The organism is Flavobacterium sp. 2, from assembly GCF_049949195.1.
Taxonomy (GTDB): domain Bacteria; phylum Bacteroidota; class Bacteroidia; order Flavobacteriales; family Flavobacteriaceae; genus Flavobacterium.
The window spans coordinates 3,537,495-3,555,262 of sequence record NZ_CP188206.1; the positions used below are offsets into that span (position 1 = coordinate 3,537,495).

Sequence of the window (17,768 nt, forward strand, 5' to 3'; positions counted from 1 at the left end):
TTAAAAAAACTTTAACAAATTTAAAACATTAAAAATCAAGTAGTTATAAAATAAGTACGAATTTTAAAGGGTGTTTTTCCCCAGATTTTAACTTTCGTTGTTTAATGGGAGTTCAGCGACAACAAACGTACTTCCGCCAACGTAAATAAAATCATTTTTTGTAGCGTTTTTCTTTGCATCTAAAAAAGCTTTTTTAACCGAATCGTATTTTTCTCCAATTAAATAATACTTCTTGGCAGTATCTTGCAGGATTTCAGTGCTTAATCCCCTCGAAGAATCGGGTCTGCAGAAATAATAATGCGCTTTTTTAGGGAAGAGTGGTAAAATTGAATCCAAGTCTTTATCGTTTACAACACCCAAAACAATATGTAAATTATCATAAGATTCCTTTTGAAGCTGATTCATAACTACAGACAAGCCATGTTTGTTATGTGCAGTATCGCAAATAATTTTCGGATTTTCGCCAAGCTGTTGCCATCTGCCTTGAAGACCAGTATTTTTTACAACATTCAATAATCCCGATTTTAGTTTTTCATCTGAAACTTTAAAATCAGTAGTTTCATTTAAAATCTGAATCGTTTGCTGAACTGTTTTTTTATTATGAAACTGATAGTCCCCAATTAAATCGGATGGAAAAACTTTCGAGATTAAATCGGAAGCAAAATAAATCGGTGCTTTGTTTTCTCTGGCTTTCGCCAAAAATACAGGCTGGGTTTCATTAGTATATTCGCCAATAACAACCGGAACATTTGGTTTTATAATTCCAGCTTTTTCGCCGGCAATCAAAGCTGGGGTATTTCCGAGAAACTGAGTGTGATCTAAATCTATATTTGTGATTACTGAAATTAATGGCGTAATAATATTAGTTGCGTCTAATCTTCCGCCCAAACCAACTTCAATAATAGCAATGTCAACTTTTTCGGCAGCAAAATAATCAAAAGCCAATCCAACCGACATTTCGAAGAAACTCATATCATTCGCTTCAAAAAAGCTTTTGTGTTTTCCAATAAATTCAATTACAAAATCTTCTGAAATTTCCTCACCGTTAATTCTGATTCGTTCTCTAAAATCTTTCAAATGTGGCGAAGTGTACAATCCAACTTTATATCCAGCTTCCTGCAAAACCGAAGCCAACATGTGCGAAGTAGAGCCTTTTCCGTTTGTTCCTGCAACGTGAATGCATTTTAAATGATCTTGCGGATTATCAAGATGTGCAGCCAGTAATTTAATATTGGTTAAATCTTCTTTATAAGCCGAAGCGCCCTGCAGCTGGTACATTGGAAGTTGATTAAACATCCAGTTTGTAGTCTCTTGATAGTTCATTTATTTTGGATAAAATGGTTGTCGATTGAAATAAATTTCGATTTTTGTAGTTTAATATTACAGCGAAAATTATCTTTAGTGCAAATTTCAAATAATTTTTAGAATTAATCATAAAAACCAGAATTAAAATATGTTTAGCTTCATTCAATTACAAACAGATACCATCGCAAAAGCAGCATCTAACGTAGTTATCGAAAAAATTGCTCCAAATAACGAAATCTCAGTTTTAGACTTTATCTTCAAAGGAGGTGTATTCCTTATTCCAATTGCTATTTTATTGTTTTATACTATCTATGTTATTTTTGAGCGTTATATGTACATCAGCAAAGCTTCAAAAATCGACAGCCGTTTGATGCAAGATGTTGGAGATAAATTGAATGCAGGGAATATTGAATTAGCAAGAACTATTGTTGAAAGAAGCAATACTGCAGCCGGAAATATCCTAAAAGAAGGCGTTTTAGTAATTGGAAGGCCAATTGCAGAAATCGAATCAAATATGGACCGCGCCGCTGATATTGAAATTGGCGAAATGGAAAAGCATTTAGGTCATCTTGGTCTTATCGCTGGTATTGCGCCAACGCTTGGTTTTATTGGAACAATTTCAGGAGTTATTAAAATTTTCTACAGTATTTCGGTTACAGAAAATATCAGTATCGGAAATATTTCTGGAGGTTTATACGAAAAAATGATCAGTTCAGGTTCTGGATTAATTGTGGGTATTATTGCGTATTCTGCGTACCACTTATTAAACGGAAAAATTGATAATTTCGCCTTGAAAATTCAGAAACAAATATTAGAATTTGTCAATATAATTCAAAGAGCATAAGCTATGTCAATTAAAAGAAAAAGAAGATTTCACGCTGAGGTTGCGACTTCGTCATTAAGTGATATTATGTTTTTCCTGCTGTTGTTTTTCTTAATTATTTCAACGCTGGCAAATCCTAATGTAATTAAAATGACGTTGCCAAAAGCCAAAGCAAACGAAAAAACAAATAAACAATTAATCAGTTTATCAGTTACTGAAGATAAAAAATTCTACATCGACAAAGAACCGGTTGATTTTGAAAATCTAGAAACCAGTTTAATGTCTAAAATAGGTACAGATAAAGAACAAACAGTCGTAGTCCGAATTCCGTTTAATTTACAAGTGCAAGATTTAGTAGATGTTTTACAAATAGGAGTGAAGAACAATTTGAAGTTTGTAATTGCTACAAGTCCGAAGTAAATTTATCATTAGGGCGTGACCATCCCGAGATAAAAAGGCAAATATACTTTGCGGAAATACGCCTTTTTATCTCGGGACGGTCGGGCTATCCGCGCTACTTCGGTAGCCAGCTCCTATCCCTCACGCGGAAACAAGACGATTTTAGTATCCGAGAAATAAAGTAATTTCAACACAATCTTGTCATTCCGAGGAACGAGGAATCTCCACAAGTAACTCGACAAAGATTGGCGATTTTGCTTACGGAGCTACTCGCGGAGATTCCTCGTTCCTCGGAATGACAAACTAGGCGAAAATAAAAAGGCTTTCAGATTTCTGAAAGCCTTTTTTATGAAAACAGATTTAGTGTAAATCCGTGAAATTCGTGTTTTAATTCAAACTAAAATTATAAGTAATAGTTCCAGTTTGTTTTGCAGCTGCATTTTCATCAGCAGACCATTTTGTATTCATTGCGGCCATCCTAGCTTGTTCTCTTAAACATTTAGCTGTAATTGTAGTTCCTTTTGCTCCAGCAACGGCACTGATAGTATTACCATTTTGATCAACGGTAATTTGTACTACTACAGTTCCTGTTTCATTACTGCATTCACTATTTGGTTTAGGTTTAGATAATGCTTTTCGTCCATTTAAAGCATATCCTGATCCACCGCCAGAACCACCGCCGCTTCCAGCTCCGTAACCGCTTCCTGTACCAATTCCATGTCCGGTTCCGTTACCGCCTCCAGTTCCTCCGCCAGAACCACCGCTTCCGTAATAACCTTTCGAATTTAAATCCCCATTTGATTTTCCTTTATTCCCGGCGACTTTATCATCGCCATCTCCGCCTTTGTTTGATCCTTTTAAAATACTAGACAAGGCATCGTTTGTGGAGTTGGAAACTTTTGGTTTTTCAGGAACAGGTTTTTGTACCGGTTTTTCAACGGGAACAGGTTTTTTAGGTTTTTCTTTTGTCGGAATAACGACGTCATTATCTGTAGTTGTATTTTCCTGTGAAATTATCGCTTCTTCTTCAGGAGTTGCTTTTGCAGGAGCTTGTTTTACATTATTTTTTACCTCCAGAACTTCGCTTTTGTAATTGGCACCAGAACCCAAATCACTGTCGCCAAAGTTCACAGTTACGCCGCCACCGCCACCACCGCCATCAGCAAGTGCAACGTTGTTTTCTGGGTTGTATGGAGGCCAAAAACGTATAAAAAACAATAATAGAATTATTACTGCATATATAGCCGTTGTGTATAGTAACGATTTCTTTTGGTCCGAAGAAATAGTGGAACTCATTTAATTCTGAATTTTGAATGTATTATTTTAAAAACGTTTAAAAGTAGTAAAAATTGTTGAGAGTGAAAGAGAGAATTTAACCGCAAAGCTCACTAATCTATTTCTCGCAAAGTCGCGAAGTCGCAAAGAAAACTTAAAAAGAAAAACTTTGCGACTTCGCGACTTTGCGAGATTAAAACTAACCGCTTAGCGAGTATCGCAATTATGCTAAAAAAAAACGAGCCAAATATAAATTTGACTCGTTTATAATATACAGTATAAAGAAAATTACACTAATTGTTTCAATGCAATTTCAAAAGCAGTTGCACTAATATTTGTTTTTGACGAACTTAAAGCATGCGCTTTAACAATCGCATTTTTTATAATTTCTGAAGTATCATTAAAGATCGCCTCATCTGTCATTTGAACTTTTTTCTCCATGAAATAAGCAAAAACTCTCGCCATTCCGCAGTTTGAAATGAAATCCGGAATCAAACTTACTTTGTGGTCCACTTCTTCCATAATCGATCCGAAGAAAATTTCTTTATCAGCAAAAGGAACATTTGCACCACATGAAATAACTTCTAATCCATTTGCAATTAAATTATCAATTTGCGCTTGCGTTACCAATCTTGAAGCTGCACAAGGCGTGAAAATTTCAGCACCGATTGTCCAGATTTTAGAATTGATTTCTTCAAACGGAATCATATTTTCGGCAACTAATTTGTTTCCGTCTTTATTTAAAAACAAAGTTCTGATTTCTTCAAAAGAAAAACCTTCTTCTTTGATTAGTCCTCCGTCACGGTCAATAATTCCGATAACTTTTGCTCCCATTTCAGCTAAATAAAAAGCAGCTGCAGAACCTACGTTTCCAAATCCCTGAACAATTGCTTTTTTGCCTTTGATTTCTCCGCCATAAGTAGCGTAGAAATGACGAACCGCTTCAGCAACGCCATAACCGGTAATCATATCGGCAACAGTATATTTTCTTGTTACATCTGGTGAAAATTTTGGATTTTCAATCACTTTAATTACACCTTGACGTAATTGTCCAATTCTATTGATTTTATCAGCTTCTGTTGGTTTGAAATGTCCGTTGAAAACACCTTCCTGCGGATGCCAAACACCACATTCTTCTGTCATTGGGATTACTTCGTGAATTTCATCAACATTTAAATCTCCACCAGTTCCATAATAGCTTTTTAATAAAGGAGAAACCGCTTTGTACCAGCGCTGTAAAACGCCTTTTTTGCGAGGATCATTTGGGTCAAAATTAATTCCAGATTTAGCGCCTCCAATTGCTGGTCCAGAAACTGAAAATTTAACTTCCATGGTTTTTGCCAAAGACAAAACTTCGTTCATGTCTAAGCCTTTTCTCATTCTAGTTCCTCCTCCCGCAGCTCCTCCGCGCAAAGAATTAATAACTGTCCATCCTTCAGCCTCAGTTTCAGAATCTTTCCAGTTAAAAACAATTTCAGGTTCCTTATTTTCAAATTGCTGTAATAAATCTTTCATTTTGTTGAGATATGTTTATTTTGCGTAAAAGTATAAAATAGAATAATGCGAATAATGTATTTTATGGCAAATTTAATGAAAGAAAAAAAAGAAAGCCGAAAACTATAAGGTTTTCGGCTTTTGGATTTCGAATATTTTTAAGAAATTCTGAATTATATTCCTAATAAGTGTTTTTTCAAAGTTTCGTCAACTGGTTTGTCTGAAAGCCAGATTCCGAATAATGCTTGTTTGAAATCAAATCCTGTGATTTTTCCTTTTGGAACATCATTTTTGATTACACTAACAGTTTGATCAAGCGGGTTGTAAAATAAAATAAATACATCTTTTTCTGTGATAGCATCACTTAAAAATGTTTTGAACTCCTCAATTCTCGGACGCAAAGCCTCAAGATTGCTTCCTGCAGATTTTTCAAAACCTGTGTTCATTGCTTTTGTCAGTTTATTTGAAGAAACCATAGAAGAAGTGATTTCAATTCTAACCGCCATTTCAGTATCACTGTCAATAATGAATTTTGGATCTTGGCTTAATTGCGATAAATAAAGCGCCTGGACATAAACTTCCAACCACATTTTTGATCTCCCACCAGCACCATTTAGCTGCATTGTTTTATTTTGGACTTCAATTTTTCTTGGAACCGTTACGCCGTTTACTTCTAGTTGGGCTTGTGCCGAAACAGTCGAAAATTGCACGCTGAAAATAAGTGCAAATAATAGTAAAATCTTTTTCATACTTCTATCGATAATTTTTGTTTTTTGGCAAAAATACTTTTAATTTCTAAATTCTGTTCTCTAAAAATACATGTTTTTTATTAAAGTTATATATTTTTTTTAATTGTATTTATTTCATTATCAATTTAGTAAGACTTGCTTTACGTACATTTACGTGTTCCAAAACCGGTTGCGCACTTTTTTAGCTAAATTTTACTAAAACTTTATAAATAAGACCTTTTTGATGCATAATTATATTCTTAAATTTTAAAGAAATCCTTGAAGTATTGCAGTTAGTTTTTTGAAAATGCCGAATAATTACGAAAACGTTATCGTAATTATTGCTGATCTATTAATTTTATATGCATGCATTGTTAATTTGACTTTTAAAAATTATCTTTGGAAGCCTTTTTTAAAGCAGAAAAAATACAAAACACAAAAAACAAATTATTTCCATCACCGAAAATTTTTCGATTTTGGTTCTAAAAAAAAAAATAAACTAACAAAGACTATGGATTTTAATCTTACCGAAGAACATTTAATGATTCAACAGGCTGCCAGAGATTTTGCTCAAAACGAATTGCTGCCTGGTGTTATTGAACGTGATGAAAAACAAATTTTTCCGACAGAACAAGTAAAGAAAATGGGACAATTAGGTTTCATGGGAATGATGGTTGATCCGAAATACGGAGGAAGCGGACTGGATGCGATTTCATACGTAATTGCTATGGAAGAAATTTCGAAAGTTGACGCATCAGCTTCTGTGGTTATGTCTGTAAATAATTCATTAGTTTGCTGGGGCTTACAAGAATTTGGAACCGAAGAACAAAAACAAAAATATTTGCCAGGTTTGGCGTCAGGAGAAATTCACGGAGCTTTTTGCTTAAGTGAACCAGAAGCTGGAAGTGATGCAACTTCTCAAAAAACAACTGCAGTTGATATGGGAGATCACTATTTAGTAAACGGAACAAAAAACTGGATTACAAATGGAAACACGGCTTCAGTATATTTGGTAATTGCTCAAACGCATCCAGAGAAAAAACATAAAGGAATCAATGCTTTGATTATGACCAAAGATATGCCAGGTTTTTCTATTGGTCCAAAAGAGCAAAAGATGGGAATCCGTGGATCTGATACGCATTCATTAATGTTTAGTGATGTAAAAGTTCCTAAAGAAAACAGAATTGGTGAAGATGGTTTCGGATTTAAATTTGCTATGAAAACTTTGGCTGGAGGAAGAATTGGTATTGCTTCTCAAGCTTTAGGAATTGCTTCTGGAGCTTATGAATTGGCTTTGAAATATTCTAAAGAGCGTAAAGCTTTTGGAACAGAAATCTGCAATCATCAGGCAATCGCTTTCAAATTAGCAGATATGGCTGTAAATATTGAAGCGGCTCGTCATTTATGTATGAAAGCGGCTTGGGATAAAGATCAAGGTAAAAACTATGATGTGAGTGGTGCAATGGCAAAATTATTTGCTTCACAAGTAGCAATGGATACTGCTGTAGAAGCCGTTCAAATTCACGGTGGAAACGGGTATGTAAAAGAATATCATGTTGAGCGTTTTATGCGCGATGCAAAAATTACTCAGATTTATGAAGGTACTTCTGAAATTCAAAAAATTGTAATTTCAAGATCAGTTATCGCCGGATAATTTCTCTTAAATATATTTCAAAACCCTTTCAGGCTTTCTGCTTCGAAAGGGTTTTTTGTTGCCCAACTGAACTGTAATTTGAACGCTGATGACGCTGATTCGCTACCGCGAAGACACAGATTGACGCGGATTTTTTATTTTCAAAAATAATAGAAATCCGTTTTATCAGCGTTTTCGCGGTAGCGAATCTGTATAATCACCGTGCTTAAAACTTATCAGAAAGATAATCACGTAACTGTTAAATTAATTACATTTACACCAACAGATTTAATTTTTATGTACGAAGATTTAAAATATTGGTACTTGCGGGATCATAAATTGTTTAGAACGCTGAGTTATTCACAAATCAAACAATTGTGTATTATTACCGGTTTTAAAAAAGCATCAAAAGGGGAAATTATTTATTTTTCTTCTTCAGATGTGCCTCGTATCTTTTTACTTAAAAAAGGAAATATAAAAATTGTTGCCATTGATGATGATGGTAATGAAACAATAAAAGACATTATTCAAAAAGGAGATTTATTTGGCGAATTGACTTTAGAAACAGATAGTAAAGTCGAAGAATATGCAAAAGTACTTTCAGACGATGTTGCAATCTGTAGTTTTTTAATGTCTGACTTTGAAGATTTATTATTGAGAAATCCAACTTTGGCACTTTCATATACCAAATTTGTTGGTTTGAAAATGAAGCGCATCAAAAACAGTTATTCTAATTTGATTTCTAAAGATGCTAAAACAAGATTGTATCAATTTCTAAAAGACTGGGCAGAGAGTGAAGGAGCTGCAAACGGAAATTCAGTTACGATTGAAAACTATTTAACCCAAAATGATATTGCTCAAATTATTTGTACTTCCAGACAAACAGCGACACAATTGCTGAATGAAATGGAGGCGAATCAGCTGTTAAGTTATAACAGAAAAGAAATTATCATTCAAGATATTACCAAATTATAATTATTTTAAGCGAAGTGTAAATTAGCCGACATTTTGCTTTTTCATAGTACAATAATTTTACATCATCAAAAAGATGTAAAACCACTACACTATGAAAAAAATACTTTTTATTTTTTTAGCAGCTTTTACTTTAGCTGTTAATGCGCAGAACACAATTCCTAAATCTGCGATCGATATTGCTCCTTTATTAATAGGAGAGAAAATTCCAAACATTACTTTAAAATCATCTGAAAATGCAGATGTAAATATTTCAGATTTACTTAAAAAGAAAAAAACTGTTCTGATTTTTTATCGCGGTGGCTGGTGTCCGTATTGCAATTTACATTTGCAGTCATTGGCTGAAGCCGAAAAACAAATTATCGACTTAGGTTATCAAATTATAGCCGTAAGTCCTGATTCTCCAGAAAATTTAAAAATAACAGAAGAAAAGGACAAAGTAAAATACACCTTACTCTCTGATTCAAAAGGAGAATTGATAAAAGCGGTAGGAATTGCCTATCAGGTTCCGGAAAACTACAAAACAGTTATTAACGTACATTCTAAAGGAATCAATACCAGTTTACTGCCTGTTCCTTCTGTTTTTGTTGTTAATACTGAGGCTGATATACTTTTTGAATATATCTCGCCAGATTTTAAACAGCGTATTTCCACAGAATTATTAGTGTCAGTATTAAAAAACCTTAAATAAAACAAAGATGAAAAAGTTAGTATTATTGTTATTGATTTTAGTTTCAGGCAGTTCATTTGCTCAAAATGATGCCAAAAGAGTTAGCCAGTATAATTTAGAAAATAAAGTAGGGATTCAGGGTTATGATCCTGTTGGTTATTTTAATCAGGGGAAAGCAGTTAAAGGGAAAAAAGAAATTTCGACTTCCTATCAGGGAGTGACTTATAATTTTTCATCTGTTGAAAATAAAAATATCTTTTTGAAAAATCCATCAAAATATGAACCTCAATATGGTGGATGGTGTGCATATGCAATGGGAAGTGCAGGCAAAAAAGTAGAAATTAATCCGGAAACTTTTAAAATTAGTGATGGAAAACTTTATCTGTTTTACAATGCTTATTTTAATAATACGCTGAAAAGCTGGAATCCGGATGAAGCGGAGTTAAAAGTTAAGGCCGATAACAACTGGAAAAAAATATACAAATAACCCGAAGCCATGAAAAAGGAAATTATAATATGGATTCTGAGAATAACGGCTTCGGTAATTTTATTGCAAACCTTGTTTTTTAAATTCAGCGGAGCAGAAGAAAGTATTTATATTTTCTCGACTTTAGGAGTAGAACCTTATGGAAGAATTGGTTCTGCAATTGCAGAATTAATCGCAGCGATTTTGATTTTAATTCCCAAAACAACTTGGATTGGAGCATTTAGTGCAACCGGAATTATGTTTGGCGCTATTTTGTCACATTTGTTTGTTTTAGGAATTGAGGTTCAAAACGACGGCGGATTACTTTTTGCTTTAGCTGTTATTACGTTGTTGTGCAGTTTAGGTTTGCTTTATTACAATAAAAACAAATTGTTTAATCTTCTAAATTAAAAGTTATGTTACTAAAATCAATACGCCGCAGTTTAGATGAGTTAACGGATTTATTGAATCAATTATCTGATAAAGATTATTCAAAATCCTGTGAGGCTTTAAGCAATGCCACAATTGGCGAACACACAAGGCATATTCTCGAAATGTTTCAATGTCTTCAAAATGGATATGATTCGGGAATTATAAATTATGATAATCGCGAGAGAAATATCAGAATTCAAACGGAGACCGATTTTGCGAAACAATGCATCAATGAAATTAAAGCAGGTTTGCAAAGCGAGAATAAAATAATGTTTCTAGAGCAGTTTATTGATGGACTTAACATGAGAATTCAAAGTAATTATTACAGAGAATTGCTTTATAATCTGGAACATTGCGTGCATCATCAAGCTTTAATAAAAGTCGCTGTACGAGAATTTGAAAATGTTTTAGTAGATGACAATTTTGGCGTAGCGCGTTCAACCATAGAATATAGAAAACAATGTGTACAGTAAGTTTTGTAAATAACAACGGCATTGTAATTATTACTTCAAATCGGGATGAAAAAGTAATTCGTCCCGGTGCTGAAGCGCCAAGAAACTTTTTTCATAAAGGAAAAAATATCATGTATCCAAAAGATTCAAAAGCTGGCGGAACCTGGTTTGCGATGGATGAAAACGGAACTGTTTTGGTCTTATTAAATGGCGGAATTACAAAACACATTCCTTTACTTCCTTACAGAAAAAGCCGCGGATTAATTCTTCTTGATATTATTGCAAATGATTCGCCAAAGGATTTTTGGAAACAGATTAATTTAGAAAATATAGAACCTTTTACTTTGGTCTTGTACCAAAATGAAGAATTGTATGAATTAATTTGGGATGGTTCAGGAAAAAGAACAACAAAATTAAATGAATTTGAAAATCATATTTGGTCGTCTGTCACTTTATATCCGGAAGAAATTAGAAAAGAACGCTCCAATTGGTTTTTTGATTTTGTAAAAAATAAAAATGAAATCTCGGCCTTGGATATGTTGGATTTTCATAAAAATACACATAACGACGATAAACAAAATGGTTTGATCATCAACAGAGAAAATAAGATGAAAACATTAAGTGTGACGCAAGTTGTGGTAGAACAAAATAAAGGTGCAATGAAATATTACGATTTAATAAAAACAGAAGATTTTTCAACTTCTTTTATTCGAATTTAAAATATAAAACAATGAAACTATTTTTTCACAAAGTAACCAATTGGGAATATTGGCCCTTTCAGGTTTTGTACTTTCCGATTTATTTTCTTTGGGCCTATTATGCAGTCAAAGCAAGGTCGATTTTTTTCTTTAATGCCTCAAACCCCAGAATCAAAAATGGAGGTTTTATCATGGAAAGCAAAAAACAGATTTATGATTTGCTGCCCAAAAAGCACTATCCCAAAACCATTTTGGTTCGGGAAAAATCTGATTTAAAAGACATTGTTAATCTATTGGTCGAAAAACAAATTTATTTTCCATTAATCGCCAAACCAGATATTGGCCTGCGCGGTTCCGGAGTGAAAAAAATCAAAACCGTTTCTGAGTTAACAGATTATGCAGCTAAAGCAAATTTTGATTTTTTACTACAAGATCTTATTCCGTTTGAAAAAGAAGTAGGCATTTTTTACGTACGCAGTCCGCTTCAAAAAAACGGAAAAATTACAGGAATTGTTTCCAAAGAATTTTTGATTGTAACCGGAGATGGAAAATCAACTATTGAAAATTTAATCAAACAAACTCCCAGATTTGAACTGCAGTTTGAAGTTTTAAAAGAAGAATATGGAGAAGAATTGCAGCGGATTTTACCTAAAGACCAAACATTAAATTTAGTTCCGTTTGGAAATCATGCCAGAGGTGCAAAATTTCTTGACGGCAGCGATTGGATTACGCCAGAATTGACAAAGACAATTAATGAAATTGCAACTCAAATTCCAGGATTCTATTTCGGGCGTTTTGATATCATGTACAATATTTTTGAAGAATTAGAACGAGGAGAAAATTTTCAAATTGTAGAACTTAACGGAGCAGCGAGCGAGCCTACACACATTTACGATCCCAAACATTCGGTATGGTTTGCCTGGAAAGAATTGGCCAGACATATTACTTATATGTATGAAATAAGCGTTGAAAACCATAAAATGGGAGTTCCTTATTTAGATTATAAAGTAGGGATGCGCGAATACAAATTGCATTTGATTCAAAACAATAAAATCATGAATTTTTAAAAAATGAAAAGTTTAAAAAATAGCTTAGTTGGATTTCTCGTAAGTTTTTTGGGATCAATTCCGTTAGGATATTTAAATCTTGTCGGATTAGAAATTTATACCAAATCAGGACTTCGTGATTTAGCTTTCTTTTTATTCGGAGTTATTTTAGTGGAGACTTTTGTAATTTATTTCACGCTTCTTTTTGCTAAACAACTCATCAACAATAAAAAATTAATGAAAATAATTGATTTTTTTGCGGTAGGATTCATGTTTGTTCTAGCCTTTGCTTTTTATTTCAATTTTAATCAAGAAATAAAATCAGATGGAATTTTATCAAACTATCTAATCTATTCGCCGTTTGTGATCGGAATTATTTTGAATTGTTTTAATTTTTTACAGCTTCCTTTTTGGGCCAGCTGGAATTTATATTTGCTTAACGGAAAGTATATTACCGTCGAAAGGCAGTTAAAATATTATTATATTGCAGGAACTTTGATTGGGATTTTTTTGGGGATGTTTAGTTTGATTGTAGTTTTGCAGACTTTTTTTCAAAAAACAAATCAGTTTTCAAAGTATATAATGCCAGTTTTTATTCCAGGGTTTTTTATAATTCTGGGAAGTATTCAGGTATTAAAAGTGTATAAAAAATATTTTAAATCAGCAGCTTTAGAAATTTAAAGGTTAAAGTGCGTCAAATTTTCATTTATGAAAAAACTATACTTTCTTCTTCCGCTTATTTTATTAGGTTGTAAATCAAATACTTCTTCTGTAAATGATATAGATTATAAAGTTTCACAGACCGAAGTTTCAGATTTCCTAAAATACCTTTCGTCAGATGAATTAGAAGGACGAGAAACGGGTACCAAAGGAATTGAAAAAGCAGCGGTTTTTTTAGAAGACTTTTTTAAGAAAAATAAAATCAAACCTTATTTTGCATCTTATCGTGATACTTTAACGAATTTTAAATCTCCTGCTTATAATATTGTTGGTGTTTTAGAAGGAACAGATCTTGTCCTGAAAAAGGAATTTGTGGTTTTGAGTGCGCATTATGATCATATTGGTTTGGAAAACAAACAACAACCAGACGTTATTAATAATGGTGCCAATGATGATGCTTCAGGTGTAACGGCTGTGGCACAGATGGCGAAATATTTCGCCAAAACAAAATCGAATAAAAGAAGTATTCTTTTTGTGTTTTTTGCAGGAGAAGAAAAAGGATTGTTAGGTTCTAAAAGTTTGGTAGAGAAATTAAAAAAGAGAAATTTTAATTTGTATACACAGCTCAATATCGAAATGATTGGTGTGCCAATGAAACGCGATTATTTAGCGTATGTTACTGGTTTTGACAAATCAAATATGGCACAAAAAATAAATGAATATACCGGAAAAAATACAATTGGGTTTTTGCCAAAAGAAGCAGAATATAAATTGTTTTACAGATCTGATAATTATTCGTTTTTTGAGGCCTTCGGAAAACCTTGCCAATCGATAAGTACGTTTGATTTTGAGAATTTTGAATTTTATCATCATGTTTCAGATGAATTTAAAGTGATGGATATTTCCCATATGACTTTATTTATCCAGGAATTTTTACCGGCTGTCACTAAGATTGCTTCTACACCAACAGAAGAAATTACAATGAATTTATAACACAACCTTTTATTGGATTTGTTTATTTTTGCTGCATGAAAAATATTATTGTTACCGGAACGAGTAGAGGAATTGGTTATGAATTAGCATTGCAATTTGCAAATGCAGGAAATCAGGTTTTGGCCATTTCGAGAAAAATTCCAAAAGCACTTTTGGAACATGAAAATGTTACCTGTTTATCAATTGATTTAGCGGATGAATCTGCTTTAACAGAAGTAGAAAGCTTTCTTTCGTCAACTTGGAAAAAGGTTGATGCAGTTGTTCATAATGCTGGCGCTTTAATCTGGAAACCTTTTGCAGAAACAACTCAGGCCGATTTTGAAAGTATTTATAAAGTGAATGTTTTTGCAGTTGCTAATCTTACCAGAATTTGCCTTCCATATTTGCAAAAAGGAAGTCACGTTGTGACAATCAGTTCGATTGGTGGTGTAAGAGGAAGTTTGAAATTTGCCGGATTAGCGGCTTACAGTTCAAGCAAAGGCGCTGTAATTACTTTAACAGAATTATTAGCTGAAGAGTACAAAGAAAAAGGAATTTCATTTAATGTTCTAGCTTTAGGTTCTGTTCAGACCGAAATGTTAAATGAAGCTTTTCCTGGATATCAGGCACCAATTTCTGCTGAAGGAATGGCAACTTATATTTATGATTTTACATTAAATGGAAATAAATATTTTAATGGAAAAGTATTGGAAGTTTCTTCGACAAATCCATAATTAAAATCCAAAACTCATAATTCATAATTAAATTGAACGAAACATTAGCAAAATATATTCCTGAACATGCTGTAAAGCCTGTTTTTGATTTGATTGTAGCCAATCAGGTTCATTTGAAAATCGTAAATGAACGTCAGACGCGTCATGGAGATTATCGAAGAGCATTGAATGGCAAACATGAAATCACGGTTAATGCCAGTTTAAATAAATATCGATTTTTGATCACGCTGATTCATGAAATTTCGCATTTGGTCGCATTCGAAAAATTTGGGCGACATATAAAACCGCATGGAAATGAATGGAAATATACGTTTCAGCGTTTGATGATTCCATTTATTCGTCCAGAAATATTTCCTAGTATGATATTGCCTTTGTTGGCAAGACATTTTAAAAATCCGTCTGCGAGCAGCGATACTGATACCACTTTGTCATTGGCATTAAAACAATATGATTCAAACAGCGACAAAAATTATGTTTTTGAAATCCCTTACGGAAGTGTTTTCAGAATAAAAAATGGCAAGGTATTTAAAAAGATTGCCGTTAGAACCAAACGATTTGAATGCATCGAAATAAGCACAGGAAAAACCTATCTTTTTAATCCAAACGCTGAAGTTGAGCTAATAGATTAAAGGTTTAAATATTTCAAAATAGAAAATTCCAAATTCCAATTTTATGTAAGATTGGGGTTTGGAATTTTTTGTTGGGATTTGTCATATGAAATTTAATATTAATTTTAAATATAACTTGTTCTACATTTGTAGAATTGCTTTATATTTGAAAAAATTAATTTTTTATGGAAAGAATATTACTCAGCTTATTTTTTGTGTTGGTTTTCTCAAATTTTGTTTTAGGACAAGAAACTTCTAGTTCGGAAAAAGAAGAAAAAACGAATCCGATTATATATTTTGAAGGTTTTGGTGGACCATCAGTTGTGAAGAATCTTGGCGTTTCTGGTGGTGTTGGACTCAATTATCAATTGGGAGAAAGCCTGTTTACCTTTAGATATATTAATTCGGCTGGCTATAGAAGGAAAAATGATGGCCCGGTTATTATTGCTCCATCGGTTTACAAGTCAGAAGATAATGTTGAGCTTGCCTTAATGTACGGGAGGCGTTGGGTAAAAGAACATCATTCCTATAGTATTTCAGCAGGAATTAGCCGAAATAATTTGGAATTAGAAAGTCGTGATCTTGACGGAATTCGTACAGTTTCAACTACAGGTTTTTATGGATTTCCTTTTGAAGCCAATTATAAAAGATTTTACTCAAAAAAAAGATCTAATTTGATCTACAATGTGCTGATTCCAAGTGTTGGGTTCAAGCTTTTTGGAGATATCGGGAAATATACTTTTGTAGGTGTTGGCGTATCAGTAGGTTTTGGATTATGCAAACATTATTAAAAAAGAAAATCCCAAATTCCATTTTGTTGACATTGGAATTTGGGATTTTTTTATTGGAATTTAAAAAGCTTAACCTTTCAAATAAGCTTCTCTTACTTTTTTAAATAGGTTTGAAGAATAAACAAACTTCACAATGTCTTTGTTGTCAGTTCTAAATATTTCTTCTTTATTTCCTTGCCATGCCTTCAAGCCTTTTTTTAGAAAAACGATATTTTCACCAATTTCCATTACAGAGTTCATATCGTGTGTGTTGATAACGGTTGTAATGTTATATTCTCTAGTGATTTCCTGAATTAAGTTGTCGATCAAAGTTGAAGTATTTGGATCAAGACCAGAGTTTGGTTCATCACAAAATAAATACTTCGGATTGTTTACAATAGCACGTGCAATGGCAACACGTTTCTGCATACCTCCAGAAATTTCAGAAGGTAATTTTTTATGAGCATCTATAAGATTTACTCTTTCTAAAACAAAATCAACGCGTTCCTGAATTTGAGCTTTGTTTTTGTTAGTGAACATTCTTAGTGGGAATGCGACATTTTCTTCAACGGTCATCGAGTCAAATAAAGCACTTCCCTGAAATACCATTCCGATTTCAGTTCTTAACTCACGTTTTTCATCTTTGTCTAAATCAGAATAAACTCTTCCGTCAAATTCAATTGTTCCTGAGTCTGGCGTATGAATTCCTAATAACGTTTTCAATAAAACTGTTTTTCCAGATCCACTTTGTCCAATAATCAAATTGGTTTTTCCAGTTTCAAATACCGTTGAAACGCCTTTTAAAACTTTGCTGTCTCCAAACGATTTTTCTATGTTTTTTACTTCTATCATTATCCTAGTAATAATTGAGTTAATATATAATTTAGAAGGATAATAGTAACAGATGTCCATACAAATGATGTTGTACTAGCCTTACCAACTTCTAATGCGCCACCTTTCATGTAATATCCATGAAAAGACGGAATTGTTGCCAATAACATGGCAAAAATTAAAGTTTTGATAAAGGCATACGTAATATGAAAGGGTATGAAATCTTTCTGAGCTCCCATAATAAAATCGGCTCCTGTTGAAAATCCTCCGTAAGCACACGCAAGCCATCCTCCAAAAATTCCTAAAAACATACTAATTCCGATTACAAATGGATACATTAATAAAGCTACAATTTTTGGGAAAACAAGATAATTTACGGAGTTAACTCCCATAACTTCTAAAGCATCAATTTGTTCTGTAACGCGCATTGTCCCGATACTTGAAGTAATGTATGATCCCATTTTTCCGGCCATAATTACCGAAATAAAAGTAGGTGCAAATTCTAAGACTACAGATTGACGTGTAGCAAAACCAATTAGATATTTTGGAATTAAAGGGTTTGTTAAGTTTAGCGCTGTTTGAATGGCAACAACCCCTCCGATGAAAAAAGAGATAAAGCAGACAATCCCAAGTGAGTCGATAATTAAATCGTCGATTTCTTTGAAAATTAATTTTTTCATAACAGACCATTTGGTCTGTTTATTGAAAATTTCTTTCAGCATTAAAAAATATTTTCCTATTTGGGATAAATAACGAATTAGCATCATAAGTTTTACAAATATTGGCTAAGGTAAAAATAA

General features: G+C 33.1%; 21 protein-coding genes. 15 read left to right on the forward strand and 6 right to left on the reverse strand.

The features are described 5' to 3' along the window. Positions 1 to 87 precede the first annotated feature (87 nt). Complete coding sequence (locus tag ACNFIH_RS15185) at positions 88 to 1,323, reverse strand: bifunctional folylpolyglutamate synthase/dihydrofolate synthase (RefSeq protein ID WP_426483782.1); 1,236 nt, start codon at positions 1,321 to 1,323, stop codon at positions 88 to 90. 130 nt (positions 1,324 to 1,453) lie between these two features. Here ACNFIH_RS15185 and ACNFIH_RS15190 point away from each other — a divergent pair, with 130 nt between their 5' ends. Together ACNFIH_RS15190 and ACNFIH_RS15195 are read left to right on the forward strand one after the other, a co-directional pair. Beyond that, positions 1,454 to 2,149 (forward strand): MotA/TolQ/ExbB proton channel family protein, encoded by a 696-nt coding sequence (locus tag ACNFIH_RS15190; RefSeq protein ID WP_035650588.1) that lies wholly within the window; start codon positions 1,454 to 1,456, stop codon positions 2,147 to 2,149. 3 nt (positions 2,150 to 2,152) lie between these two features. After that, positions 2,153 to 2,548 (forward strand): ExbD/TolR family protein, encoded by a 396-nt coding sequence (locus ACNFIH_RS15195; RefSeq protein WP_026728937.1) that lies wholly within the window; start codon positions 2,153 to 2,155, stop codon positions 2,546 to 2,548. A gap of 366 nt (positions 2,549 to 2,914) precedes the next feature. Here the strand turns inward: ACNFIH_RS15195 and ACNFIH_RS15200 are convergent, their stop codons facing one another. The 3 genes from ACNFIH_RS15200 to ACNFIH_RS15210 all read right to left on the reverse strand — a co-directional run bounded on the left by ACNFIH_RS15200 (position 2,915) and on the right by ACNFIH_RS15210 (position 6,045). After that, positions 2,915 to 3,823 (reverse strand): hypothetical protein, encoded by a 909-nt coding sequence (locus ACNFIH_RS15200; protein ID WP_035650585.1) that lies wholly within the window; start codon positions 3,821 to 3,823, stop codon positions 2,915 to 2,917. A gap of 267 nt (positions 3,824 to 4,090) precedes the next feature. Next, entirely contained in the window at positions 4,091 to 5,317 is a 1,227-nt protein-coding gene (locus ACNFIH_RS15205; RefSeq protein WP_035650584.1) for a Glu/Leu/Phe/Val dehydrogenase dimerization domain-containing protein, read from the reverse strand. A 152-nt stretch (positions 5,318 to 5,469) separates the two neighbouring features. After that, positions 5,470 to 6,045, reverse strand: a complete 576-nt coding sequence (locus ACNFIH_RS15210; protein WP_426483783.1) for a chalcone isomerase family protein — start codon at positions 6,043 to 6,045, stop codon at positions 5,470 to 5,472. 490 nt (positions 6,046 to 6,535) lie between these two features. Between ACNFIH_RS15210 and ACNFIH_RS15215 the strand changes: the two genes are divergently transcribed. From ACNFIH_RS15215 to ACNFIH_RS15275, 13 genes are all read left to right on the forward strand, one after another. After that, the gene (locus ACNFIH_RS15215) at positions 6,536 to 7,678 is read left to right on the forward strand and encodes an acyl-CoA dehydrogenase (RefSeq protein ID WP_035650578.1); all 1,143 of its coding nucleotides are present in this window, start codon (positions 6,536 to 6,538) and stop codon (positions 7,676 to 7,678) included. 276 nt (positions 7,679 to 7,954) lie between these two features. After that, positions 7,955 to 8,632 (forward strand): Crp/Fnr family transcriptional regulator, encoded by a 678-nt coding sequence (locus ACNFIH_RS15220; protein ID WP_426483784.1) that lies wholly within the window; start codon positions 7,955 to 7,957, stop codon positions 8,630 to 8,632. 91 nt (positions 8,633 to 8,723) lie between these two features. Next, complete coding sequence (locus ACNFIH_RS15225; protein ID WP_426483785.1) at positions 8,724 to 9,320, forward strand: peroxiredoxin-like family protein; 597 nt, start codon at positions 8,724 to 8,726, stop codon at positions 9,318 to 9,320. 7 nt (positions 9,321 to 9,327) lie between these two features. Further along, a complete protein-coding gene (locus ACNFIH_RS15230) occupies positions 9,328 to 9,786 on the forward strand; it encodes a YHS domain-containing (seleno)protein (RefSeq protein ID WP_426483786.1) in 459 nt (152 codons plus the stop codon). A 9-nt stretch (positions 9,787 to 9,795) separates the two neighbouring features. Then, positions 9,796 to 10,176, forward strand: a complete 381-nt coding sequence (locus ACNFIH_RS15235; RefSeq protein ID WP_426483787.1) for a DoxX family membrane protein — start codon at positions 9,796 to 9,798, stop codon at positions 10,174 to 10,176. A 5-nt stretch (positions 10,177 to 10,181) separates the two neighbouring features. Further along, complete coding sequence (locus tag ACNFIH_RS15240) at positions 10,182 to 10,670, forward strand: DinB family protein (protein WP_426483788.1); 489 nt, start codon at positions 10,182 to 10,184, stop codon at positions 10,668 to 10,670. Continuing rightward, positions 10,658 to 11,368 (forward strand): NRDE family protein, encoded by a 711-nt coding sequence (locus ACNFIH_RS15245; RefSeq protein ID WP_426483789.1) that lies wholly within the window; start codon positions 10,658 to 10,660, stop codon positions 11,366 to 11,368. The genes ACNFIH_RS15240 and ACNFIH_RS15245 overlap by 13 nt, the downstream gene beginning before the upstream one ends. A gap of 11 nt (positions 11,369 to 11,379) precedes the next feature. After that, positions 11,380 to 12,414, forward strand: coding sequence for a D-alanine--D-alanine ligase (locus ACNFIH_RS15250; protein WP_426483790.1), 1,035 nt, complete (start codon positions 11,380 to 11,382; stop codon positions 12,412 to 12,414). A gap of 3 nt (positions 12,415 to 12,417) precedes the next feature. After that, a complete protein-coding gene (locus tag ACNFIH_RS15255) occupies positions 12,418 to 13,074 on the forward strand; it encodes a hypothetical protein (RefSeq protein ID WP_426483791.1) in 657 nt (218 codons plus the stop codon). A gap of 27 nt (positions 13,075 to 13,101) precedes the next feature. Next, positions 13,102 to 14,046: a M20/M25/M40 family metallo-hydrolase gene (locus tag ACNFIH_RS15260; protein ID WP_426483792.1), complete on the forward strand. Its 945-nt coding sequence runs from the start codon at positions 13,102 to 13,104 to the stop codon at positions 14,044 to 14,046. 35 nt (positions 14,047 to 14,081) lie between these two features. Then, entirely contained in the window at positions 14,082 to 14,759 is a 678-nt protein-coding gene (locus ACNFIH_RS15265) for an SDR family NAD(P)-dependent oxidoreductase (protein ID WP_426483793.1), read from the forward strand. A 32-nt stretch (positions 14,760 to 14,791) separates the two neighbouring features. Then, positions 14,792 to 15,388, forward strand: a complete 597-nt coding sequence (locus tag ACNFIH_RS15270) for a SprT-like domain-containing protein (RefSeq protein WP_426483794.1) — start codon at positions 14,792 to 14,794, stop codon at positions 15,386 to 15,388. A gap of 164 nt (positions 15,389 to 15,552) precedes the next feature. Continuing rightward, positions 15,553 to 16,158, forward strand: coding sequence for a hypothetical protein (locus tag ACNFIH_RS15275; protein ID WP_426483795.1), 606 nt, complete (start codon positions 15,553 to 15,555; stop codon positions 16,156 to 16,158). 69 nt (positions 16,159 to 16,227) lie between these two features. Here ACNFIH_RS15275 and ACNFIH_RS15280 read toward each other — a convergent pair whose 3' ends face one another. Both ACNFIH_RS15280 and ACNFIH_RS15285 read right to left on the reverse strand, forming a co-directional pair. After that, a complete protein-coding gene (locus tag ACNFIH_RS15280; protein WP_035650552.1) occupies positions 16,228 to 16,989 on the reverse strand; it encodes an ABC transporter ATP-binding protein in 762 nt (253 codons plus the stop codon). Beyond that, positions 16,989 to 17,735 carry an MlaE family ABC transporter permease gene (locus ACNFIH_RS15285; protein WP_035650550.1) on the reverse strand — a complete coding sequence of 249 codons (747 nt, stop codon included), beginning with the start codon at positions 17,733 to 17,735 and terminating at the stop codon, positions 16,989 to 16,991. Before ACNFIH_RS15285 ends, ACNFIH_RS15280 begins: the two co-directional genes overlap by 1 nt. Positions 17,736 to 17,768: the final 33 nt, after the last annotated feature.